Origin of the sequence: Gordonia sp. 'Campus' (assembly GCF_022206305.1) — a bacterium.
Lineage (GTDB): Bacteria > Actinomycetota > Actinomycetes > Mycobacteriales > Mycobacteriaceae > Gordonia.
Map to the genome: position 1 here is coordinate 80,389 of NZ_JAKOIW010000009.1, position 15,667 is coordinate 96,055.

General features: G+C 68.5%; 12 protein-coding genes. 6 read left to right on the plus strand and 6 right to left on the minus strand.

What is annotated here, in order from left to right; all coding sequences use genetic code 11:
- The first annotated feature begins 28 nt into the window (after window positions 1-28).
- Entirely contained in the window at window positions 29-583 is a 555-nt protein-coding gene (locus MAY35_RS11755) for a low molecular weight phosphotyrosine protein phosphatase (RefSeq protein WP_238421554.1), read from the plus strand.
- Window positions 580-2,343, plus strand: coding sequence for a DUF4012 domain-containing protein (locus MAY35_RS11760; RefSeq protein ID WP_238421475.1), 1,764 nt, complete (start codon window positions 580-582; stop codon window positions 2,341-2,343). Before MAY35_RS11755 ends, MAY35_RS11760 begins: the two co-directional genes overlap by 4 nt.
- A 100-nt stretch (window positions 2,344-2,443) precedes the next feature.
- Here the strand turns inward: MAY35_RS11760 and MAY35_RS11765 are convergent, their stop codons facing one another.
- On the minus strand, window positions 2,444-3,436 hold the full coding sequence (locus tag MAY35_RS11765; RefSeq protein ID WP_238421476.1) for a 1,4-dihydroxy-2-naphthoyl-CoA synthase: 993 nt from the start codon (window positions 3,434-3,436) through the stop codon (window positions 2,444-2,446).
- Window positions 3,437-3,918: 482 nt separating this feature from the next.
- Between MAY35_RS11765 and MAY35_RS11770 the strand changes: the two genes are divergently transcribed.
- Window positions 3,919-4,569 (plus strand): PaaI family thioesterase, encoded by a 651-nt coding sequence (locus tag MAY35_RS11770; protein ID WP_238421477.1) that lies wholly within the window; start codon window positions 3,919-3,921, stop codon window positions 4,567-4,569.
- A gap of 45 nt (window positions 4,570-4,614) precedes the next feature.
- Here the strand turns inward: MAY35_RS11770 and MAY35_RS11775 are convergent, their stop codons facing one another.
- On the minus strand, window positions 4,615-6,738 hold the full coding sequence (locus MAY35_RS11775) for an Rv1355c family protein (RefSeq protein WP_238421478.1): 2,124 nt from the start codon (window positions 6,736-6,738) through the stop codon (window positions 4,615-4,617).
- A 172-nt stretch (window positions 6,739-6,910) separates the two neighbouring features.
- Here MAY35_RS11775 and MAY35_RS11780 point away from each other — a divergent pair, with 172 nt between their 5' ends.
- Window positions 6,911-7,672: a hypothetical protein gene (locus tag MAY35_RS11780; RefSeq protein ID WP_238421479.1), complete on the plus strand. Its 762-nt coding sequence runs from the start codon at window positions 6,911-6,913 to the stop codon at window positions 7,670-7,672.
- Here the strand turns inward: MAY35_RS11780 and MAY35_RS11785 are convergent.
- The gene (locus MAY35_RS11785) at window positions 7,618-8,823 is read right to left on the minus strand and encodes a GGDEF domain-containing protein (protein WP_238421480.1); all 1,206 of its coding nucleotides are present in this window, start codon (window positions 8,821-8,823) and stop codon (window positions 7,618-7,620) included. The genes MAY35_RS11780 and MAY35_RS11785 overlap by 55 nt on opposite strands.
- Before the next feature lie 494 nt (window positions 8,824-9,317).
- On the opposite strand from MAY35_RS11785, the gene MAY35_RS11790 reads away from it, so the two are divergent.
- The gene (locus tag MAY35_RS11790) at window positions 9,318-10,517 is read left to right on the plus strand and encodes an EAL domain-containing protein (RefSeq protein WP_238421481.1); all 1,200 of its coding nucleotides are present in this window, start codon (window positions 9,318-9,320) and stop codon (window positions 10,515-10,517) included.
- 161 nt (window positions 10,518-10,678) lie between these two features.
- On the opposite strand, the gene MAY35_RS11795 is transcribed toward MAY35_RS11790, so the two are convergent.
- From MAY35_RS11795 to MAY35_RS11805, 3 genes are all read right to left on the minus strand, one after another.
- Complete coding sequence (locus MAY35_RS11795; protein ID WP_238421482.1) at window positions 10,679-11,125, minus strand: Hsp20/alpha crystallin family protein; 447 nt, start codon at window positions 11,123-11,125, stop codon at window positions 10,679-10,681.
- Between the two features lie 246 nt (window positions 11,126-11,371).
- A complete protein-coding gene (locus MAY35_RS11800; protein WP_238421483.1) occupies window positions 11,372-12,661 on the minus strand; it encodes a trans-acting enoyl reductase family protein in 1,290 nt (429 codons plus the stop codon).
- A 50-nt stretch (window positions 12,662-12,711) separates the two neighbouring features.
- Window positions 12,712-13,860 (minus strand): AbrB family transcriptional regulator, encoded by a 1,149-nt coding sequence (locus MAY35_RS11805; protein WP_238421484.1) that lies wholly within the window; start codon window positions 13,858-13,860, stop codon window positions 12,712-12,714.
- 87 nt (window positions 13,861-13,947) lie between these two features.
- Here MAY35_RS11805 and menD point away from each other — a divergent pair, with 87 nt between their 5' ends.
- The gene (menD, locus tag MAY35_RS11810; protein WP_238421485.1) at window positions 13,948-15,651 is read left to right on the plus strand and encodes a 2-succinyl-5-enolpyruvyl-6-hydroxy-3-cyclohexene-1-carboxylic-acid synthase; all 1,704 of its coding nucleotides are present in this window, start codon (window positions 13,948-13,950) and stop codon (window positions 15,649-15,651) included.
- Window positions 15,652-15,667 lie beyond the last annotated feature (16 nt).

A 15,667-nucleotide genomic window follows, 5' to 3' on the forward strand; every position in this document is an offset into this window, starting at 1 on the left:
ATCGCCCACGGGCGGGGCGGCGCCACGGATGTCGGTCCTGTTCGTCTGCACGGGGAACATCTGCCGGTCGCCGATCGGCGAACGGGTGCTGCGCGAGCTCGCCCGGCGCGCGGGCGTGCCGGTGTCGTCGACGAGCGCGGGTGTGGGTGCGCTCAACGGGCAGCCCATCCACCCGCACGCATCGGCGGTCCTGACCGAAAACGGTTACGACGCATCGGGATTCGAGTCCCGATACCTTCGCCCACCAATGCTGACCGAGGCCGACGTCGTGTTGTGCATGAGCCGCGAGCACCGTGCCGCCGCCCAGCAGATGGCACCGGCACGCTGGAAGCGGGTGTTCACGCTGACCGAGTTCGCCGCACTCTGCGACATCGGCCCGCTGCCGGACATCATCGCCGGTCGCGGACGTCTCGACCCGAACTCCGAACTCCTCGACATCGTCGACCCGATGGGACGTCCGCGCGAGGACTTCGACCGCGTCTTCGCCGAGGTCGAGCCGAAGGTGGAGACCGTGGTGTCGTGGCTCGCCGGGTCCGCACCCGCGGACTCCGCGGGTGAGCGTACGTCGGGGGAGCACCGATGATCCGTCGACTGGCCCGCAACCGCGGCGTCCAGGTGATCGCGGTCGTGGTGGTCCTCGCCGCGGCGGCCGTCGCCTGGCTGGCGTACTCGGCACTGAAGGTGAAGGGCGATCTGGAGTCGGTGCGCACCGACGCGGGGCGGGCCCGCACCCTGATGCTCGACGGGGACCAGGCCGGTGCCCGGCAGGCGGCCGAGGCGGCCTCCGCGCGCGCATCCGACGCCGCGGACAGATCCCACGGATTCCTCTGGTCGGCGGTCGCTGCCGTCCCGGGTGTCGGATCACCGCTGAAATCCGTGCAGGAGATGAGCGACGCCGTGGAAGCGCTCTCCTCCGATGTCCTGGTCCCGGCAGCCGATCTCGCCTCGGTGCTCAACCCCGACGAGCTCCGGACCGGCAACACTGTGAACCTCGAACTCCTGCGCAACGCGCAACCGGCTCTGAAGTCGGTCGCCGAGAAGTCGGCCGAGGTGACCGAACAGGTGTCCTCGATCGCACCCAGCTGGCTCGGCGTCGTCGCCGATGCCCGGACCCAACTCGTGGACCAGGTCGACGCTGCGGACTCCACTGTGCAGGCGACGAACATCGCCGCGACCCTGGTGCCGTCGATGCTCGGTGCCGACGGCCCGCGGAGCTATTTCATGGCGTTCCAGACCCCGTCGGAGGCACGCGGTACCGGTGGTCTGGTGGGCGGATTCGCGGTGCTCGACGCCGACGCGGGTCGGGTGACCATCCCCGAACTCGGCGCGAACTCGGAGTTCCGGGACCCGGCCACACCGAAGATCAACCTCGGCCCGGAGTACGACGCCCTGTACTCGTACTACAAGCCCTACACCGACTTCCGGAACGGCAACCTCAGTCCGCACTTCCCCGACGCGGCCCAGATCTGGCTGGCGAACTGGCGTGCGCAGACCGGTGAACGCCTCGACGGGGCGATCGCCCTGGACCCGATCGCCCTCAAGTACGTACTCGAGGCCGTCGGACCGGTGACGGTGGCCGGCGGCGAGAAGATCACCGCCGACAACGTCGTACCGATCACGCTGTCCACCGCCTACGAGCGCTTCGCCGACGACAACCAGGCCCGCAAGGACTACCTGCAGTCCATCTCCCAGGCGGTGGTGAACAAGCTGATCACCTCCGGCGGGAGTACCCGCACCCTGCTCGAGGCGCTCGGTCGTGGGGTGCACGAGCGGCGGATCATGGTCTACAGCACCACCCCCGCGGAGCAGGAGATCATCGAGTCGACCAAGCTCGGCCACCAGATCTCCGACACCTCGTCGCCGTATCTGCAGGTGGCCGTCGGGAACGCCTCGGGAACCAAGCTCGACTACTACCTGAAGCGCGACATCAGCTACACCTCGGGTCCGTGCACCGGCGACACGCGGGAATCGACGATCACGGTCAAGCTGACCAACACGCTCGACACCACCGACATGACCGACTACGTCGCAGGCGGACTCGGTACCGACCTGGCGGTCAAGAAGGGCACCAACCTCGCCAATGTCGAGTTCTTGGCGACCAAGGGTGCAGTGCTCAAGGAGATGACCCTCGGTGAGGGCGGTGCCTTCTACGTCGAGCAGACCCTGCACGGCCGCCCGTATTACTCCACCAGGGTCGGGATCGCCCCGGGACAGACGGCGACCATCGTGCTCAAGATCGACGAACCGACCACGGCCCACGGTCCCGCCGAGGTGCCCATCCAGCCCCTCGTCGACGACCCCACCGTCAAGGTCGACGTGCCTGCCTGTGGCCCGGAGGAGTAGAGCTTCCGAAGATGTTGTTCCGCTTACCTGTTCCGTTCCCGCTCCCCGAAATCGGGTGAGCGGGAACGGATGAGGTGAGCGAGAGTACTCGACGCGGCGGTCAGTAGTAGTACGGGTAGTCGTCCCAGCGCGGATCGCGCTTCTCCAGGAAGGCGTCGCGTCCCTCGACGGCCTCATCGGTCATGTAGGCCAACCGGGTGGCCTCGCCGGCGAACACCTGCTGTCCCATCAGTCCGTCGTCGGTCAGATTGAAGGCGAACTTCAGCATGCGTTGCGCGGTGGGCGATTTGCCGTTGATCCGGCGAGCCCACTCGATGGCGGTCTTCTCGAGATCGGCGTGCGGTGCGACCCGGTTGACCGCACCCATCCGGTGCATGGTCTCGGCGTCGTAGGCCTCCCCGAGGAAGAAGATCTCGCGAGCGAACTTCTGCCCCACCTGCTTGGCGAGATAGGCGCTGCCGTAACCGGCGTCGAAGGAGCCGACGTCGGCATCGGTCTGCTTGAAGCGGGCGTGCTCGGCCGACGCGAGCGTCAGATCGCACACGACGTGCAGCGAGTGTCCGCCGCCGGCCGCCCAGCCGTTGACGACCGCGATGACGACCTTGGGCATCGTCCGGATGAGGCGCTGGACCTCGAGGATGTGCAGCCGCCCGCCTTCGGCCTTGACCCGCGCGGCGTCGACGGTGTCGGCGCCGGCCGCTGCGACGTCGTCGTCGTGCGAGGTGGCGTACTGGTACCCGGACCGCCCGCGGATGCGCTGATCGCCGCCACTGCAGAACGCCCACCCGCCGTCCTTGGGGCTCGGGCCGTTGCCGGTGAGCAGGATCGTTCCCACATCGGGACTGCGACGGGCGTGATCGAGGACGCGGTAGAGCTCGTCGACGGTGTGGGGACGGAAGGCGTTGCGCACCTCCGGACGATCGAAGGCGACACGGACGATGCCGTCCTCACGGCCCTCGCCGACATGGCGGTGATAAGTGATGTCGGTCAGGTCCGCGAAGCCGGGCACCTCCGCCCACGACGAGGGATCGAAGGGCTGGTCGGCGGGTCCCTGGGCTTCTGACGTCCCCGTGCTTTCTGGCGTGGCGGTCATGGGGTCAGCCTAACGACGACCCGTCCCGGCGGTCCCCGCGCCCGACGCCGCGCGGATCGGTGGACGGAGGTCACGAAGTCGACACAACTCCGACGCGGATTGCATTCAACCATTGGATGGCGGCCGGCCGTCGGCCCGAACATCACCGAAATCTCAGATTCGGGTGCTTAGCTGTCCGTATGGCTGTATGGGGGTGGATTCTGATCGTCGGGGGCGCGTGGTGCGTGGTCTCCGCGACGGTCGCGGTGATCGTCGGGAGGGCGGTCCGGATCCGAGACGACAGAGAACGCGGGCCGCGGGGGATTCCGGACTACGTCCCGGAGTCGACGCGCCGGCTGGCACGTGGGGGCGTGTGTGTGGACCTCGCCGATCATCGGCGGACCGAACGGCGCAGCGATTCGACCTGAGGGCCGGACGCCCGCACCTTCGCATCAGAGCACCCTTGCGGTTCGCGTATCGGTCAGCTCATCTACGGTTGACCGATGAGTGAAGCGAACGATCGTGCTGCCGAGACCGTCGAAGAAGACCCGCACGAGGGTGGTTTTCGGGCTCACACGGCGATCACGACCGAGCGCGGCGGTCCCCGGTACGGAGAGTTCAGCGAACAGGTGCGCCTCCTCATGGACAATGCGCGGTATGCCTGCCCGGACGACGAGCTCGTCGGCGAACTCATCGACCACCTGACCGCCGTCAACGAGAAGCTGGCGAAGGTGCGGATCGACGAATGGCATTCGCCCGCCGGTACCCGCATCGACCTGCCGTCCCGGGGGAACATCACCTTGCCGCCGTACGAGGTCAAGGAAGTGACCGAGACCGGGGTCGTGGCCGAGTTGACGTTCCGTGACTTCCACCTCGGCGGCAACAACGCCGCCCACGGCGGGCACGTCGCGGTCGCCTTCGACGACGTCGGTGGCTTCGCGTCGGCGGTCGCGGTGCAGCACGTCAGTCGCACCGCGTACCTCAACGTCCAATACCGTTCCATCACCCCGCTGAACACACCGCTGCGCATCGAGGCCTGGGCGGATCGTGTCGAGGGTCGCAAGGTGTTCATCAAGGGCACGCTGCACGACGGCGACCGCCTGTGCGCCGAGATGGACGCGCTGTTCATCAAGCTCAATCCCGGTCAGGCCTGACCGCCCGGCCGGGCGGGACGTGGAATGCCCCGCCCGGACCGCCGCTCAGAAGGCGATGCGGCGACTCACCTGCAGCGGCGAATCCGTCCGCGACAGGCGATAGACGATCGTCGGCGCCTCGTTCTCACCGATCGGCCACGACGTCCGCATCTCCTGTCGCAACGCCACCAGGTCGTCCCCGTGATTCGACGACAACGACCGCGCGGTGGCGTCGTCGTGGGCATAGAGGAACGTCGGGGTCATCGGATGGACCGCGTAGCCGAGTGACTCGGCGGTGACCCACACACGTTCCGCGACGAGGCCGGCGCGCAGATAGTCCGCGGGCTGCGTTCCCTCCTGCACGAGTACCAGCACCGCCGACGACGACGCGACCCGGGCGCCGGCATCGGCGCCGAGCGCGGCACCTCCACCCCAGCGGTCGAGCAACGCCATCACGTCGGCCCGGCGCAGGACGTCGAGCATCCCCGCCATCGCCGGCGGCAGGTCGAGGGAGGCGACGTCGATGCCCTCGGTCGCCTGCGGGTCCGTGGTGAGTTCGGTGAACATCTCCCGATGCAGTTCGGGGGTCAGGAAACGTGCCCGGTCCGAACGCGAGATGATCGACGCGTACCGGGCGATGTCCGCCCGCTCGGTGATCGCGACCAGGCGCGTGTGGTCGTCGTCGCCCGCGTCCTGCAGGCGGACGATGTCCTGCGCGGACAGCGGCGATCCGTCACCCACCCCGCGCCGGGTGCCGCGGGTGAGGATCTCGCCGAGTTCCTGCTCGGCTTCGGGTGAGCGCGTGCCGGTGCCCACGCCTTTCAGCCGCACCCGGCCGGCCAGGGTCCCGTCCTCGTCGATGATCTCGACGTCGTCGAGCACGCCGCGGGCGGTGGCCGCGACGCGGGCGTTGTACAGGGCTGCCCCGACGGCGACCGCCGATGCCCGGTTGTCCACGTCGAGGGTCGAGGTCCGGGTTCGGTCCAGCGAGATCGTGACCGAGTCCTCGTCGTGGGTCACCTGCCACGGCTGCTGGTTGCCAGCCGACGGCGCGCGCAGCGCGGCGTGCACGACGAGATCCCGGTCGCCGAGGTCGCCGGGATCGACCGTGGGCGTCGGGTCGGTCGTGCTCGTCTCCGCGGCGGGAGTCGTATCGGTACCAGTCGCGTCGGCCGCCGCGAGGGGATCGTCGAGGCCGTCGAGCCACACGTCGCGGTCGAACCGGACCCGACCCGAGGGCAGCGGCTTGTCCTGGACGAGCCGGCGGACCGCGGCGGCCACGGTCGCGCCGCCGAGCAGGACGTCCCCGCCGAGCTGGGGCCATGCCGTCACCGTGTGGCCCAGCTCGATGGCCGACGCCGCCATCGCGGCCGTGACCTTCGACGGTTCGAGCACCCGGACGGCGAGTGGGGTGAGCTGCGCCCGGTCGAGTCCGACCAGGTTCTCCATCCGGAGGTCGCCGGCCAGTCCGTGGAAGAGGGGCCGTTCGGGATCGAGATCGAATCGCTCGACGTCGAGCGTTCCGCCGTCGCTGGTTTCCATGAGTACCGGAATGCGACGGGACCGGCACTTCTCCCGGACGAGGACTTTCACGTCGAACGAATCACATTCTTCGACGACGAGGTCGAGCCCGTCGAGGAATTGATCGATGTTCTCGGTCGTTATGCCCGTCGAGAAGACAGTGGTGGTGAGGTAGGGATCTATTTCGGAAATTCGGCGAGCGGCAACTTCTGCTTTGTTGTCGTCGATATCCATCAGAGTCGCCGGAATTCGATTCATATTCGTCAGTTCGAGATCGTCGAAATCTGCGAGTCGCAATTCTCCGGCCAGTCCTTCGAGGGCGAGGGTCAGAGCTATGGCGTGGCCCACACTGAGGCCGACGATGCCGATCCGGAGGCGGCCGGCCGCGTCCTGTTCTGCCGCGGTCAGTTTGTGCCGGTTGCGGTCGAGGCGGAGGCGACGGAACGCGCGCGGACCGGGGATCTTCACCAGTGCGTTGCGCCAGGGGAAGTGTGCGAAGCGAGGCTCCTCCGCGTGCAGGGCAGGGTCGGCCGGGGGGAGCAGTTCATCGAGTGCACGAGTGGTTTCGGGCGTGATGTCGGACACATTGACTGAGGGATCCTCAGCAAGCTGAACGGGTAGTTCGGCCGGTGAGTACAGGGTGGCGGCGGCTGCCGGCGACGTGTGCATACAAGCATCGTGACCCACTGGATTGCGCGGTGCCAACCCGCCAATGGGGTGGATTTCGGGAAAGAAGCACGCTTGTGGGAGTGCATAAAAGCATCACTGTGGCAGCATTACACGCGGGGTCAGGGGAGATCTCGTCTCTAAATTACCTATTTCCGGAAGGCAGAAAACTGCGATGAATAAGATGACAGCTACCCACGATGTGGTCCGCACCGGCACGCTGCAGGGCGTCGCGCCCGAAACCGGCACCGAATACTCGGTGATCGTGGCCAGCCCGCGCCGCGAGCCGGACCTGTGGCACGAGTACCTCGGCGGCGCTGATGAGTCCTACAACCGGCACGGCTGCGCGGCCGCGCTGGACTACGACGAGGTCGCAGGCGGAACGGGTACCGCGATGTTCTTCGCCGTACTCGATCACGACGGCAAGGTCGTCGGCGGGCTGCGGGTCCAGCCGCGTCTGGCGGCTGCCGCGCAGACACATGCCCTGGTCGAATGGGCTGGTCAGCCGGGACAGGTGCAGCTGGTCAACGCCATCGAGGAGCGTCTGCAGGGAGGGATCGTCGAGGTCAAGACGGCCTGGGTGGACGAGCGGTCACCGATCGCGGGTACGGTCGCCGGCCAGCTGTCGCGGCTGGGCCTGGTGATCATGGAGCTCTCCGGAGTCGACCACATGATGGCGACCGCCGCGGACCACGTGCTGCGTCGCTGGCAGTCCGGCGGCGGACGGCTCGACGAGTCCGTGCCCTTCACCCCGTTCCCGGACGAGCGCTACCGCACGCGGCTCATGTGGTGGGACCGCGCACGCCTGACCGAGCACACCACCGCGGAGACCTGGCGTCGGATGCGTTCGGAGGCCGATGCACTGCAGTCGGCATCGCTGGTTCAGCGTCCCGTCGTGCGGCTGTCGATGTCCACGAAGTCGGCCGGCCGCCGGTAGAAGACCTCGTACAGGCTCGCCGACGGGGGCGACGCCGTCCGTTCGGCGTCGGCGGCATGCGCACTCGGGGCGCCGTCGTTCCAGACGACGGCGTCGATCGACTTGATGACCGTGGTGTCCCGGCCGTTCTCCTTGGCCTGGTACACGCAGTCATCGGCGCTGCCCAGCAGGTTGCCGATCACATCGTCGGTGGAGTAGGCGGTCATGAAACGGTCCGAGACCAGCTGGTCCCGGGCGGTGAGCAGCGGGGCGCAGACGCCTCCGACGCTGATGGTCACCGGGGCCGCGGCGGCCACCGCGGCGCGGAGTCGTTCGGCGCTGAGCCAGAGTTCGTCCTCGTCGTGGACGACGTGGAACATGAGGAACTCCTCGCCGCCGTACCGGCACACCTCCGAGCCCACCGGCGCGTGCTCACGGATCGCCGCGGCCGCCGCGAGCAGTACGCCGTCGCCCGCGAGATGTCCGTACTGGTCGTTGATCCTCTTGAAGTGGTCGACGTCGAGCAACAGGATGCCGATCCATCCCGTCGACGACCGGGCGGCCGAGAGAAGCTGGGACGCACGGATCAGGAAACCGCGACGGTTGAGCAGGCCCGTGAGCGGATCGATGCCGACCAGGCGGGTCTGTTGGTCGAGCACGGCTTCCATGGACTTGCGCAGTGCGACGACGAGGAAGACCGGCACGACGATCAGGCCGAGCATCGAGCCGAAGCTGATCAGGTAGGCGGGCAGCGAGGTGTTGGTGATGCCGAGGACCACGGCGACGCACACGACGGCCAGGATCAGGTGGGTCATGATCAGGCGCGTGGTCGCCGAGATCGCGCCGATCGCCGGGATGACCGCGACGATCGCCAGTACCAGCGCCGAGGACCGGGGCGAGGCCAGGATCATGGATGTACCGCAGATCCCGACGATGCCGAGGCCGCCGAGGAAGGCGAATTCGAGGTCAGTGAGACGAGCGCGGATGGCGGTCACCGCGAACACCACGGCGATGAACGACCAGATGGTGAGGAGGATCGGCATCCCACCCGGGTACAGGGTGTCGGGTGCGAGCACGCTGATGACAGGGAGCGGGATGACTCCGCCGGTGCTGATCAGCGTCGCCATCGACCGGGCGTCGTAGCGGCGCAGCACCTTCCTGATCAACGACATCTACTGGGACCGCTTTCCGTCGGCGGCTGTTCTCACAGCCGCTGGCTCGCCGAACTCCGCTAATCCGCAACCGTGGCTTCATAGGCGATAATCACGTAATCATAAGGGGACTGGGTGCAAGGAATGAAATGTACCTTACCAGCACTTTTGCCGGGTCAGGCAGAATCGTTAGCCGTGCTGTCGAGAATTGCGCAGAATGCCTGTGAAGGCCGTCGGGTAATTACTTGACGTGGTCTATGTAAAGCCTGAGAAGTTCGTGATCGCGCCCGACGCGCCGCCGGCCGAGTCCATTTCGCGAATGCGCGCGAACGGACTCGCGGCACCATCCCCCGCGGTCCCGCCGGAGCACGTCGCCGAAGCCACCGGACAAATCGGTCCCGGAGTTTGCGTCCGCGGCCTCTTTTCTCCTCGTCGTCGCGGAGTAGAATCTCCGCGGTAAGCGTGCGCGGCGCACTCGACGCCGCCCGGGGGGATCGGACTGAACGAATGACGTCGTGTTGACGTTCGGCACATCGGTGATCGCGGTGTCGGTCGACCCGTACCACCGCGCCGTGGTCGCGTATGGCTATGCCACGTCGGTCTCGGCCGCGGAGCGGTTCATCGAAGAAGTGCTGATGCCCATCAGCCCCCGCGCGCAGTTCCGGCGCCGGTCCGACTTCCAGTGGCTCATCATCCTGCCCTGGACCGATGGCGGCGAGGACGAGCGCGGGCGCAGTGCGCTGATCGACGCCGCACGCACCAAACTCGGCGCCCACACGGTGAGCGATGGAGACCGCAGCTGGTTCCTCGACGTCTGCATGGGAGTGGCCGTCGGCAACGACGAACTCGACGCGCACACCGACGAAGATCTGATCCGGCACGCCGATGCCGCCCTGTGCATCGCACTGAATCGGCGCACCGCGGTCGCCTTCGCCACTCCCCACATGCTGCGCCACATCCGCGCCGAGGTGGACCTCGCCGGTTGGCTCACCCGGTCGGTGGAGCGTGATTTCTCCGTGTTCTACCAACCCATCGTCGCGGTTGCCGACCGCAGCGTCGTGGGCTACGAATCGCTGCTGCGGTGGCACACCGAATCCGGGGTCCTCGCGCCGGATGCGTTTCTCTCTGTGGCCGAGGGTATCTCGCTGCTCGCGCCGATCGGGCGGCACGCCATCGGTGAGGCCATCCGGGATCTGTCCGGCGACATCTCGCGCGCGATGGGGGAGCAGACCTTCGTCTCGTTGAACCTGTCGGGGCAGCAGCTGTGGGACGACGGCCTCGTCTCGTATGTCGAGGGCCTCATCGAAGGGCACGGAGTCGATCCGGCGAGGGTCTGGGTCGAGGTGCGCGAAGACCAGGCGATCCGGGTCGACACGTCCGCGTCCCGAGCCATCGATGCGTTGCACGATCTCGGATGCACGATCTGCATCGACGACCTGGGCGCCGGATTCTCGGCGCTGCGATACGTCCGTGATCTACCGGTCGACGTCCTGAAGGTCGACCGCACCCTCATCGCGCAGTTGGCCGACAGTTCGTCGGACCGCGCGGTCGTCCGTGCCATCGGCGAGATGGCCGCCGCGACCGGGGTGCGGATGGTGGCCGAGGGCATCGAGTCCGAACATCTGATGCCGATCCTCGAGGACTTCGGCTTCGACTTCGCCCAGGGTTATCTGTTCGGCCGTCCCGCGCCGCTGGCGGATCTCTTCGGCGCATAGCCGACGGTCGCCGACGCGATGCAGACGGGGGCGGCCGGTCGCCGTCTCCGGCGAACCGACCGCCCGGGCGGACTCGTTCTGGTGCTTGTGGGAAATTGAGTGGACTTCTACCGATAAGCGCCTCCTGATCGAATCAGACTGCTACACAGGGCAGATGGCCATCACGTGACCGTGTGGGTCTCGATCGCCTGCGGTCCGCGGGAGCTCTCCACCTCGATGCGGCGGGGCTTGGCCTTCTCGGCCACCGGGATCGTCACGGTGAGCACGCCGTTGTCGTAGCGGGCGGAGATCCCCGCACTGTCGATGGCGTCACCGAGCGTGAGCTGGCGACGATAGGTTCCCGAGAAGCGTTCGCTCGTAAGCCATTGCACGCCCTCGTCGGAAGGGGTGCTCCGCTGAGCGGACAGGGTGAGGACCCCGTTGTCGACGCTGACGTCGATGGAGCCGGGATCGGCGCCGGGAAGATCGGCGACGAGCATGTAGTGGTCGTCGACCTTGTACAGGTCGAGAGGCATGAATCGGGGCGTACGCGGGGTTCCGGCCACTGAACCGGTCATCATGCCTCGGGTCCAGGCATCCATGTCGGAGAAGGGATCGAAACGAAGCACAGCAGTTCACCTCCTGTCTCACAAGGCTGCTCGCCACCCGTTTGACGAGCAGTTCATCGCTGTACTGACAACGAAGATAGCACCGGATCCGGCACTCGTCTAGCACTCTCAAGGGGGGAGTGCCAGAAATTCTTCACCCTCGACGACAAACGGCCCGACCGCGAGTTCGGCTGTGCCGGTGATGATCCGGCGAAGCGCGAGCGTGCGCGATCGGGCCGCCGACGAGATGTCGGGTGCCGAGAAGGGTCAGTCGGTGAGCTCTGTCGTCTCGATGCTGAACCCGGCGTTCTGAAGGCGGTCGATGAGGGCATCGCCCATCGCGACGGCCGTGGTGAGGACGCCGGCGCGCTTGGGCAGGCGATCACGGTCGAGTGCCAGCGCGAGCGCACTCTCGGCGAGCATCACCGCGGTGGCCTTGTAGCCCGGGTCGCCCTTGGCGCGCATCCGCGACCGGTACCGGCGGCCGGTGGTGCTGCGCGTGTACGTCTCGACCACGAAATAGCCGTTCTCGCGGGCCTTTTCGCTCGGTCCATCACCCGGCTTGGGCAGCACACGGTCGAGGACGCGACGGGTGGGTCCGAAGCTCATCGCGCCCATGAACGCGCCCGTGCCGACCGCGACCGCGCCGGCGAGAAGCGACGAGACGGCGGGTACCCCGCCGACGCTCATCGTCTCGGCGTAGTGGAAGTCCTTGCCATAGGCGTTGTCCAGCAATGCGTTCGAGCGCCGCACGATGCGCGTGTTGTGCGCCGCCATGAAGAACGGCGCGAGCGTTCCGCGCAGCGACGGGTCGACCTTCTTCGCGTTGATGATGGACAGGTCGCTGGGTTCGTCGGACAGGCTGACCCGCGGCACGTCACCCGGGCCGCCGGACAGCGCCTGGGGGTTGAGCATGAGCCGGCGGGACTGGGCGTTGCGCGCCTCCTCGGCGATGACCCGCATCGAATCGATGGTCCCGCCCGAGATGCCACCGCGGAACGAGGCGACCACCAGGGTGGTGTCGGTCATCTCGCCGGCGTCGTCGGCGAGGACCTTCTTGTACAGCGCGTAGGTGCTGATGTCGGATGGGACGGAATCGAAGCCACAGGAGTGGACGATGCGGGCGCCCGATGCCGCGGCGACCTCGTGGACCTTGTCGATGGAGTAGCGGACGAAGGGGACCTCGCCGGTGAGGTCGACGTAATCGGTGCCGGCGGTGGCGGCGGCGACCACGAGCGCCTCACCGTATTTGAGGTAGGGGCCCACCGTGGTGCAGACGACCTGGGTGCGCGCGACCATCGCGTCGAGCGCCGCGGGCGACTCGGCGTCGGCGATGATCAGCGGCCAGTCGTGTGCGCGCAGGGGCAGGCGACGACGGGCCTCGGTGAGCTTCGACTCGTTGCGCCCGGCGAGTGCGATCTTGGTGCCGATCGGCGCATGGTCGGCGAGATAACGCGCCGTCAGCTCGCCGACGAAGCCGCTGGCCCCGTAGATGACGACGTCGAATTCGCGGCCGTGGGATGTGGACGTGTTCTCGGTGCTCGATTCCCCGCTCATGGTCCCGACCTTACGTGGGACGCGCGTCACAGGTAACCGCGACTCGGCGGTCAGGACGCCCGTCGTGCGGCGAGACGCGCGGCGAAGGGCGCCACGAAGAGCATGAGCAGAACCCGCAGGATCTGCGCGGCGACGACGAAGGCCACATTGCCGCCCGCGCCGGTGGCCGCGGCCAGCACGGCGTAGATCCCGCCCGGCGTCGTGGCGAGGTAGCAGTCGAACATCGACTCGCCGGTCCACGCCGAGAGCGCGACACCCAGCAGGGCGCAACCGGCGCCGATGACGAGGATGAGGACGAGGGCGAAGGGGAGCACCCGCCCGATCGCCCGCAGGCGGGGCATCGTGAATCCGAGACCGGCCTGCCAGCCGATCACCGCGTAGGCGACGGTGAGCAGCGCGGGGGAGACCTCCGCGTCGCCGGCCACGCCGGTCAGTTCGGCGACGGTGGCCAGTGCCAGCGGACCCAGCAGACCCGCGGCGGGCATGCGCAGCAGGCGACCCAGCGGTATCCCGACACCGAGGCAGGCCACGAGGAGCAGCAACCCCCAGGCCTGGTCGGTCAGACCCTCGGCGGACCACCGCGGGGTCTCCGGCGCGCCTGCCTCTCCCGTGGCGCCGAAGACGAGCGAGGCGACCAGCGGGATCGTGACGGTGACCAGCGCGACCCGCAGGTACTGGATGACGGCGACCATCCGCTCGTCGCCGCCGAACTCCCGCGTCAGGGCGACCAGACCCGACGCCCCACCCGCGACCAGTGACAGCGACCCGGTGAGCGGGTCGACGTTGCGGTGTAGGCCGAGGAGCGCTCCGCACGCGACGGAGATGGCGAGCGTGCCCATGCCGATCACCAGCACGGGAAACCACGACGACCCGAGTCCGCTCAGGGTCTCGGGTTCGGCCATGGTGCCGATGAACACGCCGAGTACTCCCTGCGCCGCCACGAAGGCCCACCGCGGGACGATCGGCTGGTCGGGGTCCTCGGGGTCTTCGGGGTCCTCGGGGTCCTCGGGGTCCTCGGGTGAGTCCGGGCCGTCGGGGCGCTCGGACGGGGCCGGCCCGCCGTGAGGTGCGCGCCCCGCGATCGCGAGTGCGCCGGCGACCACCAGACCCGCGAAGAGGGCCGCCGCGTCGACGTCGACGATCTCGAGGGTCAGCGTCGCGACCGCGGTGAGGAGAACCAGCAGAGTCCAGCGACGCACCGGGTCCACAGTAGGGACCGTGCCCGCGGGTGGGTGAGGGGACCGCCTGGCGCACGGCCGGGACTCGCGACTCCCTAGGCTTGTGGGATGAATCCATCGGCCCAGAAGGCGTCGGGACCGAACCCGTCCACGCTGCAGGCCCGGGTGATCGTCGACGAGATGATCCGCGGCGGCGTGCGCGAGGCAGTCCTGTGCCCGGGCTCGCGGAACGCGCCGCTGGCCTTCGCGCTGCATGCCGCCGACACCGCCGGGCGGCTGCGACTGCATGTGCGCATCGACGAGCGGTCGGCGGGATATCTCGCCCTGGGCCTCGCGGTGTCCTCGGGACAGCCGGTGCCGATCGTGATGACCAGCGGTACGGCGGTCGCGAACATGGGGCCCGCGGTCTTCGAGGCCAACTACGCACGGGTGCCCCTGGTGGTCGTCAGCGCCAACCGGCCCTACGAGCTGCTCGGGTCGGGCGCCAACCAGACGGTGGAGCAGTTCGGGATCTTCGGTACCCAGGTGCGCGCCGCGATCAGTCTCGGCCTCGCCGAACAGGATCTCGACACCAACAGCCAGTGGCGTTCGGCGGTGGGCCGCGTCCTGGCCGCCGCCCGCGGCGCGCGCACCGGCAATGCCGGACCCGTGCAGTTCGACATCCCGTTGCGCGAACCCCTCGTCCCCGACCCGGACGAGGTGGCCGCGCCGGACCCGACCTCGGACCTCGGTGCGTTCTCCGGGCGGCCCGACGGGCTGCCGTGGACCCAGGCCCCGGTCGGCAAACTCGACGTCCCCCTGCCCATCGATCTCTCCCTCGACACCGTCGTGGTGTCGGGCCACGGAGCGGGCGTGCACCCGGGTCTCGCACACGTGCCGACGGTGGCCGAGCCGACCGCCCCGCGTGCGGTGACCCCGCTGCATCCTCTTGCCCTCGGCTCGGTGCGTCCGCGGCAGGCCATCATCTGCGGGCGGCCCACCCTGCACCGCGGGGTCGCGCGACTGCTCGCCGATCCCGAGGTCCGCGTCTACGCGCTGACCACCGGTCCGCGGTGGCCCGACGTCTCGGGCAACGTGTATGCGACGGGCACCCGTATCGAGGTCGCAGGCGAGCCGCGCGCGGACTGGCTCGCCGAGTGCGCCGCGGTCACCGAACGCGTCGCGGACGCGGTGACTGCCGAACTAGAGACGCCGGGACCGGCCACCGGGCTTCACGTCGCCCGCGCGGTCAGTGGCGCCATGGACGCAGGTGAACAGCTCGTCGTCGGCGCCAGCAACCCCATCCGCGACATCGCACTGGCCGGGCGGGTCGGCGACGGCGTACGCGTGCTCTCCAATCGCGGCGTCGCCGGGATCGACGGCACCAACTCCACCGCCATCGGGGCTGCGCTGGCCCTCGACCGCGACGGTTCGGGTGCGCGCACGATCGCGCTGATGGGCGATCTGACCTTCGTCCACGACGCGACCGGGCTGGTCATCGGACCGGGGGAGCCGCGGCCGCGGTCGTTGCGCATCGTCGTCGCCAACGATGACGGCGGCGGCATCTTCGGACTGCTCGAACAGGGCGATCCGCGGTACAACACCGGGGCGTATGCCGGTGCGTACGAGCGTGTGTTCGGCACCCCGCACCGCACCGACATCGCGTCGATGTGCGCGGGGTTCCGCATCCCACATCGCCGGGTCGATGTCGGGGAACTGTCCGGCGTGCTCGCCGAACCGCCGGCGGCGGGTGGGATCGAGGTCGTCGAGGTGGCGACCGATCGCGAGCGCCTGCGCTCGGTGCACGCGGCGATCTCCGCCCGGCTGGCGTGAGCGGTGTCGCCGACAC

What these genes read in the sequence shown, in the direction of transcription:
- menD (WP_238421485.1), top strand. Translation starts at nt 13,948, where the DNA reads ATGAATCCATCGGCCCAGAAGGCGTCGGGACCGAACCCGTCCACGCTG.
- MAY35_RS11785 (WP_238421480.1), bottom strand. Translation starts at nt 8,823, where the DNA reads ATGTCGTTGATCAGGAAGGTGCTGCGCCGCTACGACGCCCGGTCGATG.
- MAY35_RS11765 (WP_238421476.1), bottom strand. Translation starts at nt 3,436, where the DNA reads ATGACCGCCACGCCAGAAAGCACGGGGACGTCAGAAGCCCAGGGACCC.
- MAY35_RS11755 (WP_238421554.1), top strand. Translation starts at nt 29, where the DNA reads ATGTCGGTCCTGTTCGTCTGCACGGGGAACATCTGCCGGTCGCCGATC.
- MAY35_RS11760 (WP_238421475.1), top strand. Translation starts at nt 580, where the DNA reads ATGATCCGTCGACTGGCCCGCAACCGCGGCGTCCAGGTGATCGCGGTC.
- MAY35_RS11775 (WP_238421478.1), bottom strand. Translation starts at nt 6,738, where the DNA reads ATGCACACGTCGCCGGCAGCCGCCGCCACCCTGTACTCACCGGCCGAA.
- MAY35_RS11800 (WP_238421483.1), bottom strand. Translation starts at nt 12,661, where the DNA reads ATGAGCGGGGAATCGAGCACCGAGAACACGTCCACATCCCACGGCCGC.
- MAY35_RS11770 (WP_238421477.1), top strand. Translation starts at nt 3,919, where the DNA reads ATGAGTGAAGCGAACGATCGTGCTGCCGAGACCGTCGAAGAAGACCCG.
- MAY35_RS11780 (WP_238421479.1), top strand. Translation starts at nt 6,911, where the DNA reads ATGAATAAGATGACAGCTACCCACGATGTGGTCCGCACCGGCACGCTG.